The 16,197-nt window shown below is 34.1% G+C and carries 20 protein-coding genes; 10 read left to right on the top strand and 10 right to left on the bottom strand.

What is annotated here, in order from left to right; all coding sequences use genetic code 11:
• Position 1: 1 nt before the first annotated feature.
• Genes ABMY20_RS02915 through ABMY20_RS02900 form a run of 4 tightly spaced genes read left to right on the top strand, consistent with a single transcriptional unit; the run spans position 2 to position 2,710 of the window.
• The gene (locus ABMY20_RS02915; protein WP_047790032.1) at positions 2-544 is read left to right on the top strand and encodes a glutathione peroxidase; all 543 of its coding nucleotides are present in this window, start codon (positions 2-4) and stop codon (positions 542-544) included.
• Between the two features lie 2 nt (positions 545-546).
• Positions 547-945, top strand: coding sequence for a DUF2452 domain-containing protein (locus ABMY20_RS02910; protein WP_047790033.1), 399 nt, complete (start codon positions 547-549; stop codon positions 943-945).
• 3 nt (positions 946-948) lie between these two features.
• Positions 949-1,434 (top strand): SRPBCC family protein, encoded by a 486-nt coding sequence (locus ABMY20_RS02905; RefSeq protein WP_047790034.1) that lies wholly within the window; start codon positions 949-951, stop codon positions 1,432-1,434.
• On the top strand, positions 1,424-2,710 hold the full coding sequence (locus ABMY20_RS02900) for a deoxyribodipyrimidine photo-lyase (protein WP_349264605.1): 1,287 nt from the start codon (positions 1,424-1,426) through the stop codon (positions 2,708-2,710). Before ABMY20_RS02905 ends, ABMY20_RS02900 begins: the two co-directional genes overlap by 11 nt.
• A gap of 39 nt (positions 2,711-2,749) precedes the next feature.
• Here ABMY20_RS02900 and alaS read toward each other — a convergent pair whose 3' ends face one another.
• The gene (gene alaS / locus ABMY20_RS02895) at positions 2,750-5,395 is read right to left on the bottom strand and encodes an alanine--tRNA ligase (RefSeq protein ID WP_349264604.1); all 2,646 of its coding nucleotides are present in this window, start codon (positions 5,393-5,395) and stop codon (positions 2,750-2,752) included.
• A gap of 153 nt (positions 5,396-5,548) precedes the next feature.
• Here alaS and ABMY20_RS02890 point away from each other — a divergent pair, with 153 nt between their 5' ends.
• The 6 genes from ABMY20_RS02890 to ABMY20_RS02865 all read left to right on the top strand — a co-directional run bounded on the left by ABMY20_RS02890 (position 5,549) and on the right by ABMY20_RS02865 (position 10,587).
• Positions 5,549-6,517 carry a M23 family metallopeptidase gene (locus tag ABMY20_RS02890; protein WP_167713029.1) on the top strand — a complete coding sequence of 323 codons (969 nt, stop codon included), beginning with the start codon at positions 5,549-5,551 and terminating at the stop codon, positions 6,515-6,517.
• A 21-nt stretch (positions 6,518-6,538) separates the two neighbouring features.
• Complete coding sequence (locus ABMY20_RS02885) at positions 6,539-6,868, top strand: MerR family transcriptional regulator (protein ID WP_047790038.1); 330 nt, start codon at positions 6,539-6,541, stop codon at positions 6,866-6,868.
• Between the two features lie 19 nt (positions 6,869-6,887).
• Positions 6,888-7,484, top strand: coding sequence for a LemA family protein (locus ABMY20_RS02880; RefSeq protein ID WP_349264603.1), 597 nt, complete (start codon positions 6,888-6,890; stop codon positions 7,482-7,484).
• Between the two features lie 4 nt (positions 7,485-7,488).
• Complete coding sequence (locus ABMY20_RS02875) at positions 7,489-7,926, top strand: TPM domain-containing protein (protein WP_349264602.1); 438 nt, start codon at positions 7,489-7,491, stop codon at positions 7,924-7,926.
• 22 nt (positions 7,927-7,948) lie between these two features.
• Positions 7,949-8,797 carry a TPM domain-containing protein gene (locus tag ABMY20_RS02870; RefSeq protein ID WP_349264601.1) on the top strand — a complete coding sequence of 283 codons (849 nt, stop codon included), beginning with the start codon at positions 7,949-7,951 and terminating at the stop codon, positions 8,795-8,797.
• A gap of 86 nt (positions 8,798-8,883) precedes the next feature.
• Positions 8,884-10,587, top strand: coding sequence for an alkaline phosphatase D family protein (locus ABMY20_RS02865; protein WP_349264600.1), 1,704 nt, complete (start codon positions 8,884-8,886; stop codon positions 10,585-10,587).
• Between the two features lie 276 nt (positions 10,588-10,863).
• On the opposite strand, the gene ABMY20_RS02860 is transcribed toward ABMY20_RS02865, so the two are convergent.
• Genes ABMY20_RS02860 through ABMY20_RS02820 form a run of 9 tightly spaced genes read right to left on the bottom strand, consistent with a single transcriptional unit; the run spans position 10,864 to position 16,131 of the window.
• Complete coding sequence (locus ABMY20_RS02860; protein ID WP_159509512.1) at positions 10,864-11,049, bottom strand: hypothetical protein; 186 nt, start codon at positions 11,047-11,049, stop codon at positions 10,864-10,866.
• Positions 11,043-11,750: a hypothetical protein gene (locus ABMY20_RS02855; protein WP_349264599.1), complete on the bottom strand. Its 708-nt coding sequence runs from the start codon at positions 11,748-11,750 to the stop codon at positions 11,043-11,045. The genes ABMY20_RS02860 and ABMY20_RS02855 overlap by 7 nt, the downstream gene beginning before the upstream one ends.
• A gap of 13 nt (positions 11,751-11,763) precedes the next feature.
• On the bottom strand, positions 11,764-12,474 hold the full coding sequence (locus ABMY20_RS02850; RefSeq protein ID WP_349264598.1) for a hypothetical protein: 711 nt from the start codon (positions 12,472-12,474) through the stop codon (positions 11,764-11,766).
• Between the two features lie 13 nt (positions 12,475-12,487).
• Complete coding sequence (locus tag ABMY20_RS02845; protein ID WP_349264597.1) at positions 12,488-13,198, bottom strand: hypothetical protein; 711 nt, start codon at positions 13,196-13,198, stop codon at positions 12,488-12,490.
• 13 nt (positions 13,199-13,211) lie between these two features.
• Positions 13,212-13,919: a hypothetical protein gene (locus tag ABMY20_RS02840; RefSeq protein WP_349264596.1), complete on the bottom strand. Its 708-nt coding sequence runs from the start codon at positions 13,917-13,919 to the stop codon at positions 13,212-13,214.
• A 13-nt stretch (positions 13,920-13,932) separates the two neighbouring features.
• Positions 13,933-14,652: a hypothetical protein gene (locus tag ABMY20_RS02835; RefSeq protein ID WP_349264595.1), complete on the bottom strand. Its 720-nt coding sequence runs from the start codon at positions 14,650-14,652 to the stop codon at positions 13,933-13,935.
• A 16-nt stretch (positions 14,653-14,668) separates the two neighbouring features.
• A complete protein-coding gene (locus ABMY20_RS02830) occupies positions 14,669-15,391 on the bottom strand; it encodes a hypothetical protein (RefSeq protein ID WP_349264594.1) in 723 nt (240 codons plus the stop codon).
• 16 nt (positions 15,392-15,407) lie between these two features.
• Positions 15,408-15,794, bottom strand: coding sequence for a hypothetical protein (locus tag ABMY20_RS02825; protein WP_349264593.1), 387 nt, complete (start codon positions 15,792-15,794; stop codon positions 15,408-15,410).
• Positions 15,795-15,813: 19 nt separating this feature from the next.
• Complete coding sequence (locus ABMY20_RS02820) at positions 15,814-16,131, bottom strand: hypothetical protein (protein ID WP_349264592.1); 318 nt, start codon at positions 16,129-16,131, stop codon at positions 15,814-15,816.
• Positions 16,132-16,197 lie beyond the last annotated feature (66 nt).

Here is a 16,197-nt window from a genome sequence, read left to right as displayed (position 1 = left end):
AATGAACACAGTAAAAATATTCTTAATCATGGCACTATTTAGTTTATCAGGTAAAGCGCAAACAGTAACTCCTAAAGAATCGTTATACGACATAAATATTGAAGGTATTAATGGAGAAAACTTAGACCTCAACAAGTTTAAAGGGAAAAAAATATTATTTGTAAATGTAGCATCGAAATGTGGTTTTACCAATCAGTATGAAGGTTTGCAAGAACTGTATTCAAAACACAAAGATAAATTAGTAATCATAGGATTACCTTGTAATCAATTTGGAGGCCAAGAACCAGGAACAATAAAAGAAATTCAATCGTTTTGTAGTGTAACCTATGGAGTAGATTTTCCTATGACAGAAAAAATTGAAGTTAAAGGAGAAAATCAACACCCGTTATATCAATGGTTAACACAAAAAGATAAAAATGGAAAAATGAGTTCTTCAGTAAAATGGAATTTTCAAAAATACTTGGTAGATGAAGAAGGAAAGTTAATTGATGTTTTTTACTCAATAACCAAACCAATGAGTAAGAAAATTACCAAATTAATATAAAAATGAAGAAAAAACCAGATAATGTAGTTTTTAATGAGGAAACAAATGAATATGATGCGTATTTAAAACCATATGCAACTAATTTTACAGCACCAGTTATTAAAGAAAGTAATTCAATAAGCTGGAAAAAACAAAACATTTACCAGGCAAATGCTCAATTTTTAGCATCTTTTGAAGAAATAAAACAACAATACAACAATCTTGTAAAAGAGTATCAATATAATGAGCTTATTTATAGTGCTAAATTTAACTTTGAGCCAATTGTAGGTAAGGTCTATCATTTGTATAGAAAAGAAAAAAACACGTTATTCTTATCAATATTAAGCCCCAATGAATGTGGTTTCAATTTTGTTGGCAGTTTTCAACTTAACTCAGACAAAGTCTGGAAAAAAGTAAAATAAACAATGGTACTATTTAAAAAGCATTCGGGTATTTATACCTTATCTACTGAACAAATATTAAACGTTCGGTTAGAAAAAGCATGGGAATTTTTCAGTGCTCCAGGAAATTTGCAAAAAATAACCCCTTCACATATGGGGTTTCAAATTACTTCAGAGGTTGATAAAAAAGCCTATGCAGGACAAATAATTACCTACAAAGTAGGAATTTTACCAGGTATTAAGTCTAGTTGGGTTACCGAAATTACACAAGTAAAAGAACAACAATTTTTTATAGATGAACAGCGATTTGGTCCTTATAGCATGTGGCATCATGAACACTGGTTTGAAGAGTTGCCAAATGGAAAAACGTTAATGAAAGACAAAATTTCATACAAGATACCTTTTGGTTTTTTAGGACATATCGCCCAATCAATCTTTATAAAAAGGCAGTTAAAAGAAATTTTTGAACATCGCTATAGTACGTTAGAAAAATTATTTAATGGAAGATAAAGTATCTATTTTTTGGTTTCGTCGAGACTTACGTTTAGAAGATAATAAAGGTTTGTATGAAGCGCTACAATCAGGTAATAAAGTAGTTCCGTTATTTATTTTTGATGAAGATATTTTAGAAAGCCTTCCTAAAAATGATGCTCGAGTAACTTTTATTTACGAAACCTTGCAAAACTTAGATGAAGAGCTGAAAAAGCATCAATCTTCTCTGGTAGTTAAAAAAGGAAAACCATTAGCAATTTGGAAAAAACTAACTGAAGAATTTATAATTGAAGCAGTTTACACAAATAAAGATTACGAACCTTACGCGACTAAAAGAGATAAGGAAGTAGAAGACTTTTTAGTATCAAAAGGAATAATATTTAATGCTTTTAAAGATCAAGTAATTTTTGAAGAAAACGAAGTTTTAAAGAATGATGGAACTCCGTATACAGTTTTTACTCCGTATAAGAATAAATGGTTACAAAACTTCTCAGAAAAGAAAGATACGCAAGACTTTACGATAGACTTTGCTAATTTTTATCAGTTTTTATCTGAATTTCCATCATTAGCTTTCATAGGTTTTGAAGAAAGTACGATTAAAGTAAAACCATACAACCTATCTAGTTTGGATTCGTATGATGAGGTGAGAGACTTTCCCTCGCAAGATAAAACGTCGTATTTATCACCTTATTTACGTTTTGGATTGGTAAGTACTCGAAAAATGATCCGTTTTGCTTTGAAAACCAACCAAACTTTTTTAAGTGAGTTAATTTGGCGTGAGTTTTTTATGCAAATTTTATATCATTTTCCGAAAGTAGTTACTGAGAATTTTCGAGAAAAATATAATGCTGTTCCTTGGAGAAATAACGAAGAAGAATTTAAAAAATGGTGTGAAGGTAAAACTGGGTACCCTATGGTTGATGCGGGCATGCGAGAGTTAAATGAAACTGGATACATGCATAACAGAGTTCGTATGATTACTGCTGGGTTTTTATGCAAACATTTATTAATAGATTGGCGTTGGGGAGAAGCGTACTTTGCAGAAAAGCTGTTGGATTATGACCTGTCAGCAAATAACGGAAATTGGCAATGGGCAGCAGGTACGGGTTGCGATGCAGCTCCGTATTTTAGAGTGTTTAACCCAGAATCACAGTTAAAAAAGTTTGATAAAGATTTACAGTATGTTAGAAAATGGGTAAAAGACTTTGATGAATTAACTTACCCACAACCTATGGTAGAACACAAGTTTGCGAGAGAACGAGCGATCAATACCTATAAAAAAGCACTACAATAAAAAAAGGTTCAGAATTTTCTGAACCTTTTTTAGTATGTATTAAGCGATATAATCTTTTGCTCTCTCTAATGCCTTTGGAATTCCTCCAGGGTTTTTACCACCAGCGGTTGCGAAGAAATTTTGTCCACCACCACCACCGTGGATTAGTTTCCCTAACTCCCTAACTACTTTACCAGCATCGTACCCTTTTTCGTTAGCCAAATCTTTAGAAATATAACACGTTAACATTGCTTTTTCAGCAGAAGGAGCGGTAGCAAATACCACAAATAAATTGTTAACTTCTCCTCCTAATTCAAATAATAAGTTTTTAATGCTGTTAGGATCTAAATCTACTTTAGTTGCTAAAAACTGAACTCCATTTACCTCTTGTAATTGGTTTTTAAGTTCGCCTTTCATGTTTTTAGCTTTATCCTTTAATAGTTGCTCAACTTGCTTTTTTAAAGCAGCGTTTTCATCTTGTAAACTACTCACAGATTTAGCAACGTCTTTAGGGTTTTTCAATAATTGTTTTACTGCATCGTAGTTACGCTCAACATCTTCAAAGTAATCACCAACAGCAACATTGGTAATTGCTTCGATTCTTCTAATTCCTGCAGCAACAGCACCTTCCGATTTTATTTTGAAATACCAAATATCACCAGTTTGTTGTACGTGCGTACCTCCACATAATTCCATTGATTGTCCAAAACGAATGGTACGAACACTATCACCATATTTTTCACCAAATAAAGCTACAGCACCTTCGTCAATAGCTTGTTGCATTGGTATGTTTCTTTGCTCTTGTAATGGAAGGTTTTCACGAATACGAGCATTTACGAACTCTTCTACGGCCTCTAGTTGATCATTGTCTACTTTAGAGAAGTGAGAAAAGTCAAAACGTAAATAATCAGGACTAACCAACGAGCCTTTTTGTTCTACATGGTCTCCTAAAATAGTACGTAACGCTTGGTGTAATAAGTGTGTAGCCGAGTGATTACTAGCCGCTAAACTTCTATGTTCTTTATTTACAACAGCTTTAAAAGTTTCGTGTAAGTTTTTAGGTAAATTCTTTGTGAAATGAATGATAACATTGTTCTCTTTTTTGGTGTCAAGCACATAAATAATATCACCATTAGGAGATTCAATATATCCTTTGTCACCAACCTGTCCACCACCTTCTGGATAAAAAGGAGTCATGTTGAATACCAGTTGATATTGGTCACCACCTTTTTTGGTACTAACTTTTCTATAACGAGTAAGTTTTACGTTAGTAGCTAGTATGTCGTATCCAATAAATTCTTCAACATCATCGTCTAATAAAGTAACCCAATCACCCGTTTCACTTGCAGAAGCTGCACGAGAACGCTCTTTTTGAGCTTTCATACATAGGTTAAAGCCTTCAACATCAATTTCGAAGCCTTTTTCACGAGCGATTAACTGTGTTAAATCTAAAGGAAACCCATAGGTGTCATATAATTCAAAAGCTTTTTGCCCTTTGATTATTTTTTTGTGATTATCACTAGATACATTTATTTCAATTGACCTTCCTTCTATATATGTGTCTAATAGTAATAACCCTTGATCTAATGTACGTAAGAAAGAAGTTTCTTCTTCCTTAATAACATTGTGTACTAAAGTATTTTGTTTTCTAATTTCAGGGAATGCGCCTCCCATTTGGTATGCTAAAGTTTCTACTAACTTATAAATAAAAGGCTCTTTTTGGTTTAAGAAAGTAAATCCGTAACGGATAGCACGACGTAAAATACGACGAATTACATAACCAGCACCATTATTACTTGGTAATTGACCATCTGCAATCGCAAAAGCAACAGCACGAACGTGATCAGCAACTACACGAATAGCAATGTCAATTTTTTCATCTTTTCCGTACTTAGCACCAGTAATTGTTTCTATCTCTCTAATTAAAGGAGTAAATACATCTGTGTCGTAGTTAGATTGAACTCCTTGTAATACCATACATAAACGCTCAAACCCCATACCAGTATCGATATGTTTCGCTGGAAGCTCTACTAGAGAACCATCAGCTTTACGATTGTATTGCATGAATACCAAGTTCCAGATTTCAACAACCTGAGGATGATCTTCGTTTACTAACGATTTTCCATCAACCTTAGCTTTTTCTTCAGCAGAACGAATATCGACATGAATTTCAGAACATGGACCACAAGGACCTTGTTCACCCATTTCCCAGAAGTTATCTTTTTTGTTACCCATTAAGATGCGATCTTCAGCAATGTACTGTTTCCAAATATCGTAAGCCTCTTGATCCATTTTTGTACCATCACTCTCGTCACCTTCAAAAACAGTTACATACAAAATGTCTTTATCTACTTTGTAAACTTCAGTTAATAATTCCCAAGCCCAAGCAATAGCTTCTTTCTTAAAATAATCACCAAAACTCCAGTTACCTAGCATCTCAAACATGGTGTGGTGGTAAGTATCGTAACCAACCTCTTCCAAATCGTTGTGTTTACCAGAAACACGTAAACATTTTTGGCTATCAGAAACTCTACCATTTTTAGGAGTTGAGTTTCCTAAGAAAAACTCTTTAAATGGAACCATACCAGCGTTGGTAAACATTAAAGTAGGATCGTTCTTTAACACCATAGGTGCTGAAGGAACTATTTCGTGTTGTTTTGATTTAAAAAAATCTAAAAATTTAGCTCTAATATCTTGAGATTTCATACAACTCTGGGTATCTGTGTTTTGTTAAAATATATTTAAAAAACCTCTTGTAAAAAGAAGTTTTAAAAGATTTTGTAAATTTGTGAGTTTTCAAATTGTACATCCCCTTAGGATGCTTCATTTAAAAAGCACAAAAATAGTACATTTAGCATTATGGCAAAAGTAAAATATTATTATGACCCAGACACTTTATCATATAGAAAGATAGAGGTTAAAAGAAGTGAAAAATATAAGAAAACTATCTTGGGACTACTTAGTTTTTTATTAATTGCTTTTTTCGGTTTTATAGGTTTTAGCCAGTTTTTAATGTCTCCAAAAGAGCGTGCTCAAAAGAGAGAATTAGAAAACTTAAAATTACATTACGAGTTGCTTTCTAAAAAAATGGAAGAAAGTGCTCAAATCTTAACCGATTTACAAGAAAGAGATAACAATATTTATAGAACATACTTTGAGGCAAGTCCAATTCCTGAAGAGCAACGAAAAGCAGGTTTTGGTGGTGTAAATAGGTATAAACACTTAGATGGTTTTGATAATAGCTCAATGGTAAAAAAGGTAACAAAAGAGTTAGATATTTTATCAAAGCAAATGGTAGTACAATCTAAATCGTTAGATGAAATTGTTGAGCTAGCTAGAGAAAAAGAAAAAATGTTGGCTTCAATACCTGCTATTCAGCCAGTAAAAAATCAAGATTTAAAAAGAATGGCATCGGGTTATGGTATGCGTTTGCACCCTATATTAAAGTCGTGGCGTATGCATAATGGAATGGATTTTACAGCACCTACGGGTACACCAATTTTTGCATCAGGAAACGGTATTGTAAAAAAAGCACATAGAAGCTCTACTTTTGGTAAAGTAGTTTACATAAACCATGGATATGGTTACGAAACTGTTTATGCTCACATGAGTAAAATACTTGCCAAGAAAGGACAAAAAGTAAAACGTGGTGATTTAATAGGGTATGTAGGAAATACAGGACGTTCTGCAGCACCACATTTACACTACGAAGTACATAAAAATGGTAGACCTGTAAATCCTATTTACTATTACTACGGAGATTTAACTCCAGAAGAATTTGTAGCCATGCAAAAAGCTTCGCAACAAAAAGGTCAGTCGTATGACTAAACACGTAACAAGCTGTGAAAAATGTATGTAGACTTACCCGATAAACGGTATTATAAAATAGGAGAAGTTGCTAAAGCTTTTGGGGTGAATAGTTCACTTATACGATTTTGGGATAAAGAGTTTGAAATTATCAATCCTAAAAAAAATGCCAAAGGCGATCGATTGTTTACACAAGAAGACGTAAAAAACTTTAAAATTATTTACAACCTTGTAAAAGAAAGAGGTTTTACCTTAGATGGCGCAAAACAAAAACTAAAGAAAAACCCAGAAGGAGTCTTAAATAATCAGGAAATTATTAGTAGATTAGAAACTGTAAAAGCAGAATTAATTAAAATTAAAAATCAATTATAATTACAAAAAATCAAGAATTATGAAAAAATGGTTAGTGCCTTTAATTATTATAGGAGTTCTAGTATTTGGAATTTATTCATGGGCAAAAGGATTTTATAATACAGCAGTAACATACCAAGAAGACGCTAAAACTACATGGTCTAATGTAGAGAGCTCTTACCAACGAAGAAGTGATTTAATTAAGAACTTAATTAAAACAGTACAAGGAGCTGCCGATTTTGAAAAAAGCACGTTAACAGACGTAATTAACGCAAGAGCAAAAGCAACTTCAGTAAATATAAATGCAGGAGATTTAACGCCAGAGAAAATGGCACAATTTCAACAAGCACAAACAGGGTTAAGCGGAGCTTTATCTAAGTTATTAGTATCTGTAGAGCGTTATCCAGATATCAAAGCAAACAAAAACTTTTTAGAATTACAAAGTCAGTTAGAAGGAACAGAAAACAGAATTAACGTAGCACGTGATCGTTATAACGAAAGCGTTAATAAATATAACAAGCATATTAAAATGTTTCCTGGTAACTTGTTAGCGGGGATGTTTAACTTAACTGAAATGGCACGTTACAAGGCTGATGCAGGTTCAGAAAAAGCTGTAGATGTAGATTTTAAATTCTAACAATATGTCTAACGTAGAAGATTTTCTTACTGCCAAAGAAGAAGAGGAAATCGTTCAGGCTATTCGACAAGCAGAGCGAAATACTTCTGGTGAAATTCGTGTACATATAGAGAGAACTACTGAGAGTTCTCACTACGACCGAGCACTAGAAGTATTTCAAATGCTTAAAATGTTCAATACTCAGCAACGAAATGGTGTGTTATTGTACATTGCTGTTGATGATCATAAATTTGTAATTTTTGGCGATGAAGGTATTAACAAGGTAGTTCCCGATAACTTTTGGGAAACAACCAAAGAAGCCATCCAAAATCAGTTTAAACAAGGAAACTTTAAACAAGGAATTATAGATGGTGTGCTAAAAGCAGGAAAAGAATTACAAGCTCACTTCCCATGGACTACAGATGATGAAGATGAGCTAAGCAACGAAATTTCAAAAGGCTAAAACCTTCATAGAAGGAAGAAATATGATAAAAAATATAACGTCATTATATAAAAGAACAAACAAGTTACAGAACGTAAAAGTTGTTCTTTTTTTTATTGCATTTTTATGCGGGCACACTCTTTTCTCACAAGGGTTTAAAATTCCTGAGACTCCTAAGTTTCAAACAAGTGTTTACGATTATATCAACCTTTTATCACCCAATCAAAAGAAAAGCTTAGAAAACAAACTAATTAGGTATGCTGATACTACTTCAACTCAAGTAGTGGTAGCAATTATAAGCTCAACCCAAGGAGAAGAAATAGGCTATTTAGCTACCAATTGGGCGCATGAATGGGGAATAGGAGGAAGTAAAGAGCAGGATAACGGAGTGTTCATGTTACTGGCAAAAGACGATCGCAAAATAACCATCCGAACAGGTTATGGAACCGAACATTTATTAACAGATTATGTTTCTCGACAAATTATAGAGTACGACATTATTCCTTACTTTAAACAAGGTGACTATTACGCTGGGTTAAACAGTGGTGTAGATGCTGTTTTTAAAGTAATGAGTGGTGAATACAAAGGCTCTAGAAAACAATCTAAAAAAACAGACTTTAGCTTTATTATCTTTATCATCATTCTGGTAGTATTCTTTATCATTATTTCAAGCGGAAGTAGAGGAAACCGTGGAGGAGGAAGAGGTTATAGAAAATCGGATGTAGCAAGAGGTATTTTAGAAACCATTATTTTAAGCAACGCAGGAAGAGGTGGTTTTGGCGGAGGAAGCTTCGGTGGAGGATCGTCAGGAGGCTTTGGTGGCGGAGGTGGCTTCGGCGGAGGTTTCGGAGGCGGAGGCTTTGGTGGTGGTGGAGCCACAGGAGGCTGGTAGTAACTTCATTTATTTGGTAAAGGTTAGTTAACGTTAAAGCAACGTTGAAATAGTACTTATGCAGGGAAATTAAAAGACCCCTATGTATGAAGACTAACATTAAAAGAAGAAGCTTTTTAAGAAACTCATTATTAGCAACTGGAGGACTACTTTTAGTCCCTAACTTTATTAGTTGTAAAGATGATGATATTGATGAGCTACCTATTCCAGATAACTTAGCAGAGAAAAACTTTGAGCAAGGAGTTGCTAGTTTTGACCCCACAAACTCGCAAGTTATTATCTGGACTCGTTACACCACGCAAAACGCTTCAGCAGCCTTAGTTTGGCAACTCGCAAAAGACAAAAATTTTAAAAACATTGTTCGTCAAGCAGAAGTAACTACCGACACTTCAAGAGATTTTACCGTAGCTGTTGAAATTAAAGACTTAGATGCAGGACAAAAACTATACTACCGTTTTGTAAGTGTTGACGATAAAGCAACATCACCAATAGGAGAAACCCTAACATTTAGCGAATCAATTAGTGAAGTAAAGCTAGCAGTAGCATCTTGTGCAAACTTTGCCTACGGTTACTTTAACGTATATGAAGAAATAAAAAAATCGGATGCAGATGTTGTCATCCACCTAGGAGACTACATATACGAATACGGAGAGAACACTTACGGTTCGTTTAGAACACCAGAGCCAAAAGGAGAAATTATTTCGTTAGACGATTATCGCACCCGTTACCGCCAATACCGTTCAGACGAGCAATTAAAAGAATTGCACAGAACCAAACCTTTTATTTGTGTTTGGGATGACCATGAGGTAACTAACGATGCGTATAAAGACGGAGCGGAAAACCATCAAGAAAATGAAGGAAGCTTTAGTTCAAGAAAACAAAGTGCCTTAAAAGCGTATAGCGAATACTTACCTAACATGACGAATTTGGTAGATAATTCAATTATTTACAGAAACTTGAAAATTGGAAGTTTGATAGATTTAATTATGTTAGATACGCGTATTGTTGGTAGAGATAAGCAGCTAGAATATTCAGCGTATTATGATGAAAAAGGAGCGTTTGATGCAACAGCTTTTCAGCAAGCATGGTTAAACCCACAACGTACCCTTTTAGGAACTACCCAATTAGGATGGTTAGAAAGTGAATTAGCAGCAAGCAATAGTACATGGCAACTAATAGGACAGCAAGTTTTAATGGGAAAAATGTTAGTTCCTGCTGAATTATTAACACTGTTAGCAACAGTGGTGGCAGAAGCATCGGCAACAGGTGGGGCAAGTGAAGCAACTTTTAATCAATTTAAAAAAACGATAACAGAATTAGTAACGATTAAAACAAGAGTTTTACAAAACGACCCTACGTTAACAGCAGAAGAAAAAGCAAGAGTACAAACCGTATTACCATATAACTTAGATGCTTGGGATGGTTATTTTATGGAGAGAGAACGCATTTTAGCGAGCTTTAAAAGTAAAAATGTAGTAGTGCTGGCAGGAGACACTCACAATGCGTGGTATAGCGATTTAAAAGATAATTCTGGAGAAAAAGTAGCCGTAGAGGTAGCTACAAGTTCAGTATCATCACCAGGATTAGAAACTTACTTAGGAGCATCTGCAACAGAATTAGAAGGGGCTTTAGGCTTGTTAATAGACGATTTACAATATAGTAATTTCTCTCAAAGAGGCTATATGAAACTTACAGTAACAGCAGCAGGTATACAAACAGACTGGAACTTTGTTGATACTGTTACCAACAAAACCTATTCGAATAGTATAGGAAAAACAGTAACCTTATAATTACATAACCTGTTTTGCATTTTTGAAGTTTTTAGCCGAAAGAATGTCTGTTCGAGTGATTTTCGATAGAAAATCGTATCGAGAACAACAATCTAAGTTGTAAAATTTTATTCTCGATACTAATTTTACTGGTTTTTACCCGAAAAATTCACTCGAATTGACAAATTTTACTCAAAATGTACAACGTTTACATAGAATTACCGATACATTAAAAGGCTCCTGAGTTATTCAGGAGCCTTTTTGTATGCTATAAAAGAAATACAAAATCAACTAATGTTATACTTCTTCGGTAGTTGGAGTACTAGATTTAGACCTGTTATCTACTACCAAATTATATTGCTTAGCCAACACATCAATCTCATTAAGTAAGGTTGGGTAGGCTTCATTTTCTGAAAGTGTTGCATGCGCTTCAATATGTAATACAAGTTTTCGAGAGTATATTCTTGTAAAAAAAACTACCATCCCGCCATGCGTCTACGCTCCGCTTGTTGTTCTTTCGTAAATTCGGGTGTTGGTATGGTACTTTTATACAAAGGTCTTGGAAAGCCTAATGCTTTTCTGCGCTCAAAATCTTGCTGTCTGTATGGGTCAAAAGCAGTACCCGGTGGCAAGGGGCGGTTTTTATCCATATACCAGACATACAAGCTCCATTCTTGGTAAGGGTCATCGTAACTAATAGTACGTAAAATATCTATTTTTCGAGGTTTAAAGGTATTTACAAACTTTAGTTTTTCATCACCTGATGCACCATCAATATCTCCACTAATAGAGATTACCGCTTTTAGTTCTGAAAACTTACCTTGTAAAGGTTTGCTATAAAAAAAATCAGGATAACTAACCGTACCATTTAACCTGTCTAATACCAGCTCTTTATGTTTGCTTTTAACTGTAAGACGATAAATAAATAAAAATGAACCTAAAATTATAAGAAAAACGGAAAGACTATCTTCTTTCCAATTAAATTTTCCATCTAAAAACCAAATGCCACAAAATATACCAAGCAATCCAAAAAAACCATATACTTTAGGTAACGTCATTTCATCTGTTCTATAAAACTTATCGTTAGCTTCTTTAATAACATATTTTCTACTAGGATATACTCTTTCTACATTTACCAAAGTAGGTGAGGTTAAAATTTTAAAAGGTTGGTGGTGTTTGCTCATTTTTTACAACTATTTACCATCCCGCCATGCGCCTGCGCTCCGCTTGTTGTTCTTTCGTAAATTCAGGTGTTGGTATGGTACTTTTATACAATGGTCTTGGAAAGCCTAATGCTTTTCTGCGCTCAAAATCTTGTTGTCTGTATGGGTCAAAAGCAGTACCCGGTGGCAAGGGGCGGTTTTTATCCATATACCAGACATACAAGCTCCATTCTTGGTAAGGGTCATCGTAACTAATAGTACGTAAAATATCTATTTTTCGAGGTCTAAAGGTATTTACAAACTTTAGTTTTTCATCACCTGGTGCGCCATCAATATCACCACTAATAGAGATTACAGCTTTTAGTTCTGAAAACTTACCTTGTAAAGGTTTTCCATAAAACGAATCGGGGTAACTAACCGTACCATTTAATCTGTCTAATACCAGTTCTTTATGTTTGCTTTTAACTGTAAGACGATAAATAAATAAAAAGGAACCGACTAATATCATCAAAACAGAGAAAGAACCGTAATAAATATCTATATCATTACTATTCAATAACCAAATCCCACAAAATATACCAAGTAATCCAAAAAAACCATATACTTTTGGTAGTCCCATTTGATTTACTTTATAAAACTTATCAGTAGCTTCTTTAACTAACACTCCTTTTTTTGGGTAAACATCTTCTACATTTACCAAAGTAGGTTGAGTTAAAATTTTAAAAGGTTGGTGGTGTTTACTCATTTTTTACAACTATTTACCATCCTGCAATGCGCCTACGCTCTGCTTGTTGTTCTTTCGTAAATTCGGGTGTTGGTATGGTACTTTTATACAAAGGTCTTGGAAAGCCTAATGCTTTTCTGCGCTCAAAGTCTTGTTGTCTGTATGGGTCAAAAGCAGTACCCGGTGGCAAGGGGCGGTTTTTATCCATATACCAGACATACAAGCTCCATTCTTGGTAAGGGTCATCGTAACTAATAGTACGTAAAATATCTATTTTTCGAGGTTTAAAGGTATTTACAAACTTTAGTTTTTCATCACCTGGTGCACCATCAATATCTCCACTAATAGAGATTACCGCTTTTAGTTCTGAAAACTTACCTTGTAAAGGTTTGCTATAAAAAAAATCAGGATAACTAACCGTACCATTTAACCTGTCTAATACCAGCTCTTTATGTTTGCTTTTAACTGTAAGACGATAAATAAATAAAAAGGAACCTATTAAAATTAGAGAATAATATGCAATATAGCTTCCAAAGCTAATAGTTTTAAGAGTTAAACCAAAAGAACCTATAAATACACCAAGTAATCCAAAAAAAACATATACTTTTGGTAACGCCATTTCATCTATTCTATAAAACTTATCGTTTACTTCTTTAACTAACACTCCTTTGTTTGGGTAAACATCTTCTACATTTACCAAAGTAGGTTGAGTTAAAATTTTAAAAGGTTGGTGGTGTTTGCTCATTTTTTACAACTATTTACCATCCTGCAATGCGCCTGCGCTCCGCTTGTTGCTCTTTCGTAAATTCAGGTGTTGGTATGGTACTTTTATACAAAGGTCTTGGAAAGCCTAATGCTTTTCTGCGCTCAAAGTCTTGTTGTCTGTATGGGTCAAAAGCAGTACCCGGTGGCAAGGGGCGGTTTTTATCCATATACCAGACAAATAAACTCCATTCTTGGTAAGGGTCATCGTAACTAATAGTACGTAAAATATCTATTTTTCGAGGTCTAAAGGTATTTACAAACTTTAGTTTTTCATCACCTGGAGCACCATCAATATCTCCACTAATAGAGATTACAGCTTTTAGTTCTGAAAACTTACCTTGTAAAGGTTTTCCATAAAACGAATCGGGGTAACTAACAGTACCATTTAATCTGTCTAATACCAATTCTTTATGTTTGCTTTTAACTGTAAGACGATAAATAAATAAAAAGGAACCTAAAATTATAAGAAAAACAGAAAGACTATCTTCTTTCCAATTAAACTTTCCATCTAAAAACCAAATGCCACAAAATATACCAAGTAACCCAAAAAAACCATATACTTTTGGTAACGTCATTTCATCTGTTCTATAAAACTTATCGTTAGCTTCTTTAATAACATATTTTCTACTAGGATATACTCTTTCTACATTTACCAAAGTAGGTTGAGTTAAAATTTTAAAAGGTTGGTGGTGTTTACTCATTTTTTACAACTATTTACCATCCCGCCATACGCCTACGCATAGCCTGTTGTTCTGGTGTGTGTTCATCGGTTGGTACAAAGCTAGGGTATAAAGGTTTTGGAAAGCCTTCTTTTAATCTACGGTCAAAATCGGCTTGTCTATATGGATCGAAAACCTCTCCAAGGGGTAAGGGTCTGTTTTTATCCATATACCATACCATAAAACTCCAATAACGTTCACATCTATTATATGCAAGAGTCCAAGTAAAATCTTGCTTACGGTCACGTAATATTAAATTATATCCCATAGGAGTAAAGTCTCCACCCGTTTGTAAGTTTTTATAGACCGTAACCAACCAAAAAGGTACGGTTTCTTGCTTTCTACTAAAAAATAAACGGGGATAACTTATGGTACCGTTCACTCTATCTAAGACTAGTTCTTTATGTGGGTTGTAATAATATACCGTTAAATGAAATAAACCTATGATAATAAAAGGTAAGGCTATTAAGTAAATGTGTAACGGCGTGGTTTTTTTTATTAAGAATTGTAATAAAAATAAAAATAATAGTATCCCAGCCCCTGTATAAGTAAACAATTTAAACAAACTTAAACCTCTTGCCATGTTTAGGACAAAATATTCGTCGTTGGCTTCTTGTATTTTCTGAGCTTTATTAGGAATAACCTCTTCATTTAAAAAATATTCTGGGTCACAAAGTATTTCATGTGGTAGGGGTTTGGCTTTAAAAAAACTCATAGTGTCTTAATTAGTTTTACCATCCCGCCATACGCCTACGCATAGCTTGTTGTTCTGGTGTGTGTTCATCGGTTGGTACAAAGCTTGGATACAAAGGTTTTGGAAAGCCTTCTTTTAATCTACGGTCAAAATCGGCTTGTCTATATGAATCGAAAATATCTCCAAGAGGTAGGGGTCTGTTTTTATCCATATACCATACCATAAAACTCCAATAACGTTCACATCTATTATGTGCTAGTGTCCAAGAAAAATTTTGTTTACGGTCACGTAATATTAAATTATACCCCATAGGTGTAAAGTCCCCACCTGTTTGTAAGTTCTTATATACTGTAACTAACCAAAAAGGTACAGTTTCTTGTTTTTTGCTAAAAAATAAACGGGGGTAACTTATGGTACCATTCATTCTATCTAACACCAATTCTTTATGTGGGTTATAATAATACACCGCTAAATGAAATAAACCTAGTATAATAAAAGGTAAAGGAATTAAATAAATGTGTAGTGGCGTAGGTTTCTTTATTATAAACTGAATTAAGAAAAATAACAATAGTATTCCTCCTCCAAAATAAAAAGTAAACATTCTAAATAAAAATAAGCCTTTTGCCATGTTTAGGACAAAGTACTCGTCGTTGGCTTCTTGTATTTTTTCAGCTTTATTGGGTTGTAAATTAAATTTGAATTGGGTAATAGGGTAGTCAACTATTTCATGTGGTAGGGGTTTGGCTTTAAAAAAACTCATAGTGTCTTAATTAGTTTTACCATCCTGCAATGCGCCTACGCATAGCTTGTTGTTCTGGTGTGTGTTCATCGGTTGGTACAAAGCTTGGATACAAAGGTTTTGGAAAGCCTTCTTTTAATCTACGGTCAAAATCTGTTTGCCTGTATGGATGGAAAACATCGCCAAATGGGAGTGGTCTGTTTTTGTCCATATACCATACCATAAAGCTCCAATAACGTTCTACGTCGCTATTAGCTAGTGTCCAAGCAAAGTCTTGTTTACGGTCACGTAATACCAAACTAAAGCCTGTAGGAGCAAAATCTCCTCCAGTATCTAAACTTTTATATACTGTAACCAACCAAAAAGGCACGGTTTCTTGCTTTCTGCTAAAAAATAAACGGGGATAACTTATGGTACCGTTCATTCTGTCTAAGACTAGTTCTTTATGTGGGTTGTAATAATATACCGCTAAATGAAATAAACCTATGATAATAAAAGGTAAGGGAATTAAATAAACATGTAATGGGGTAGGTTTCTTTATTATAAACTGAATTAAGAATAATAATAAAAGCCCCCCCCCCCCCTACAAAGAATGTATATATTTTAAACAAACTAAAACCTCTTGCCATGTTTAGGACAAAATATTCATCGTTGGCTTCTTGAGTTTTTTCAGGTTTATTCGGTTGTAAATCTTCTGCAAATTGGGTAATAGGGTAGTCAACTATTTCATGTGGTAGGGGTTTGGCTTTTAAAAAACTCATAGTATTATTTTAATGTTGTAAGGGAAATCCCACCCTAACCCTCCCAAAGGGAGGGAATAGGAATGT

This window comes from Tenacibaculum sp. SSH1-16, assembly GCF_040104435.1.
In the GTDB taxonomy this organism is placed as follows: domain Bacteria; phylum Bacteroidota; class Bacteroidia; order Flavobacteriales; family Flavobacteriaceae; genus Polaribacter; species Polaribacter mesophilus.
This window is presented reverse-complemented; position numbering and strand designations above follow the sequence as displayed.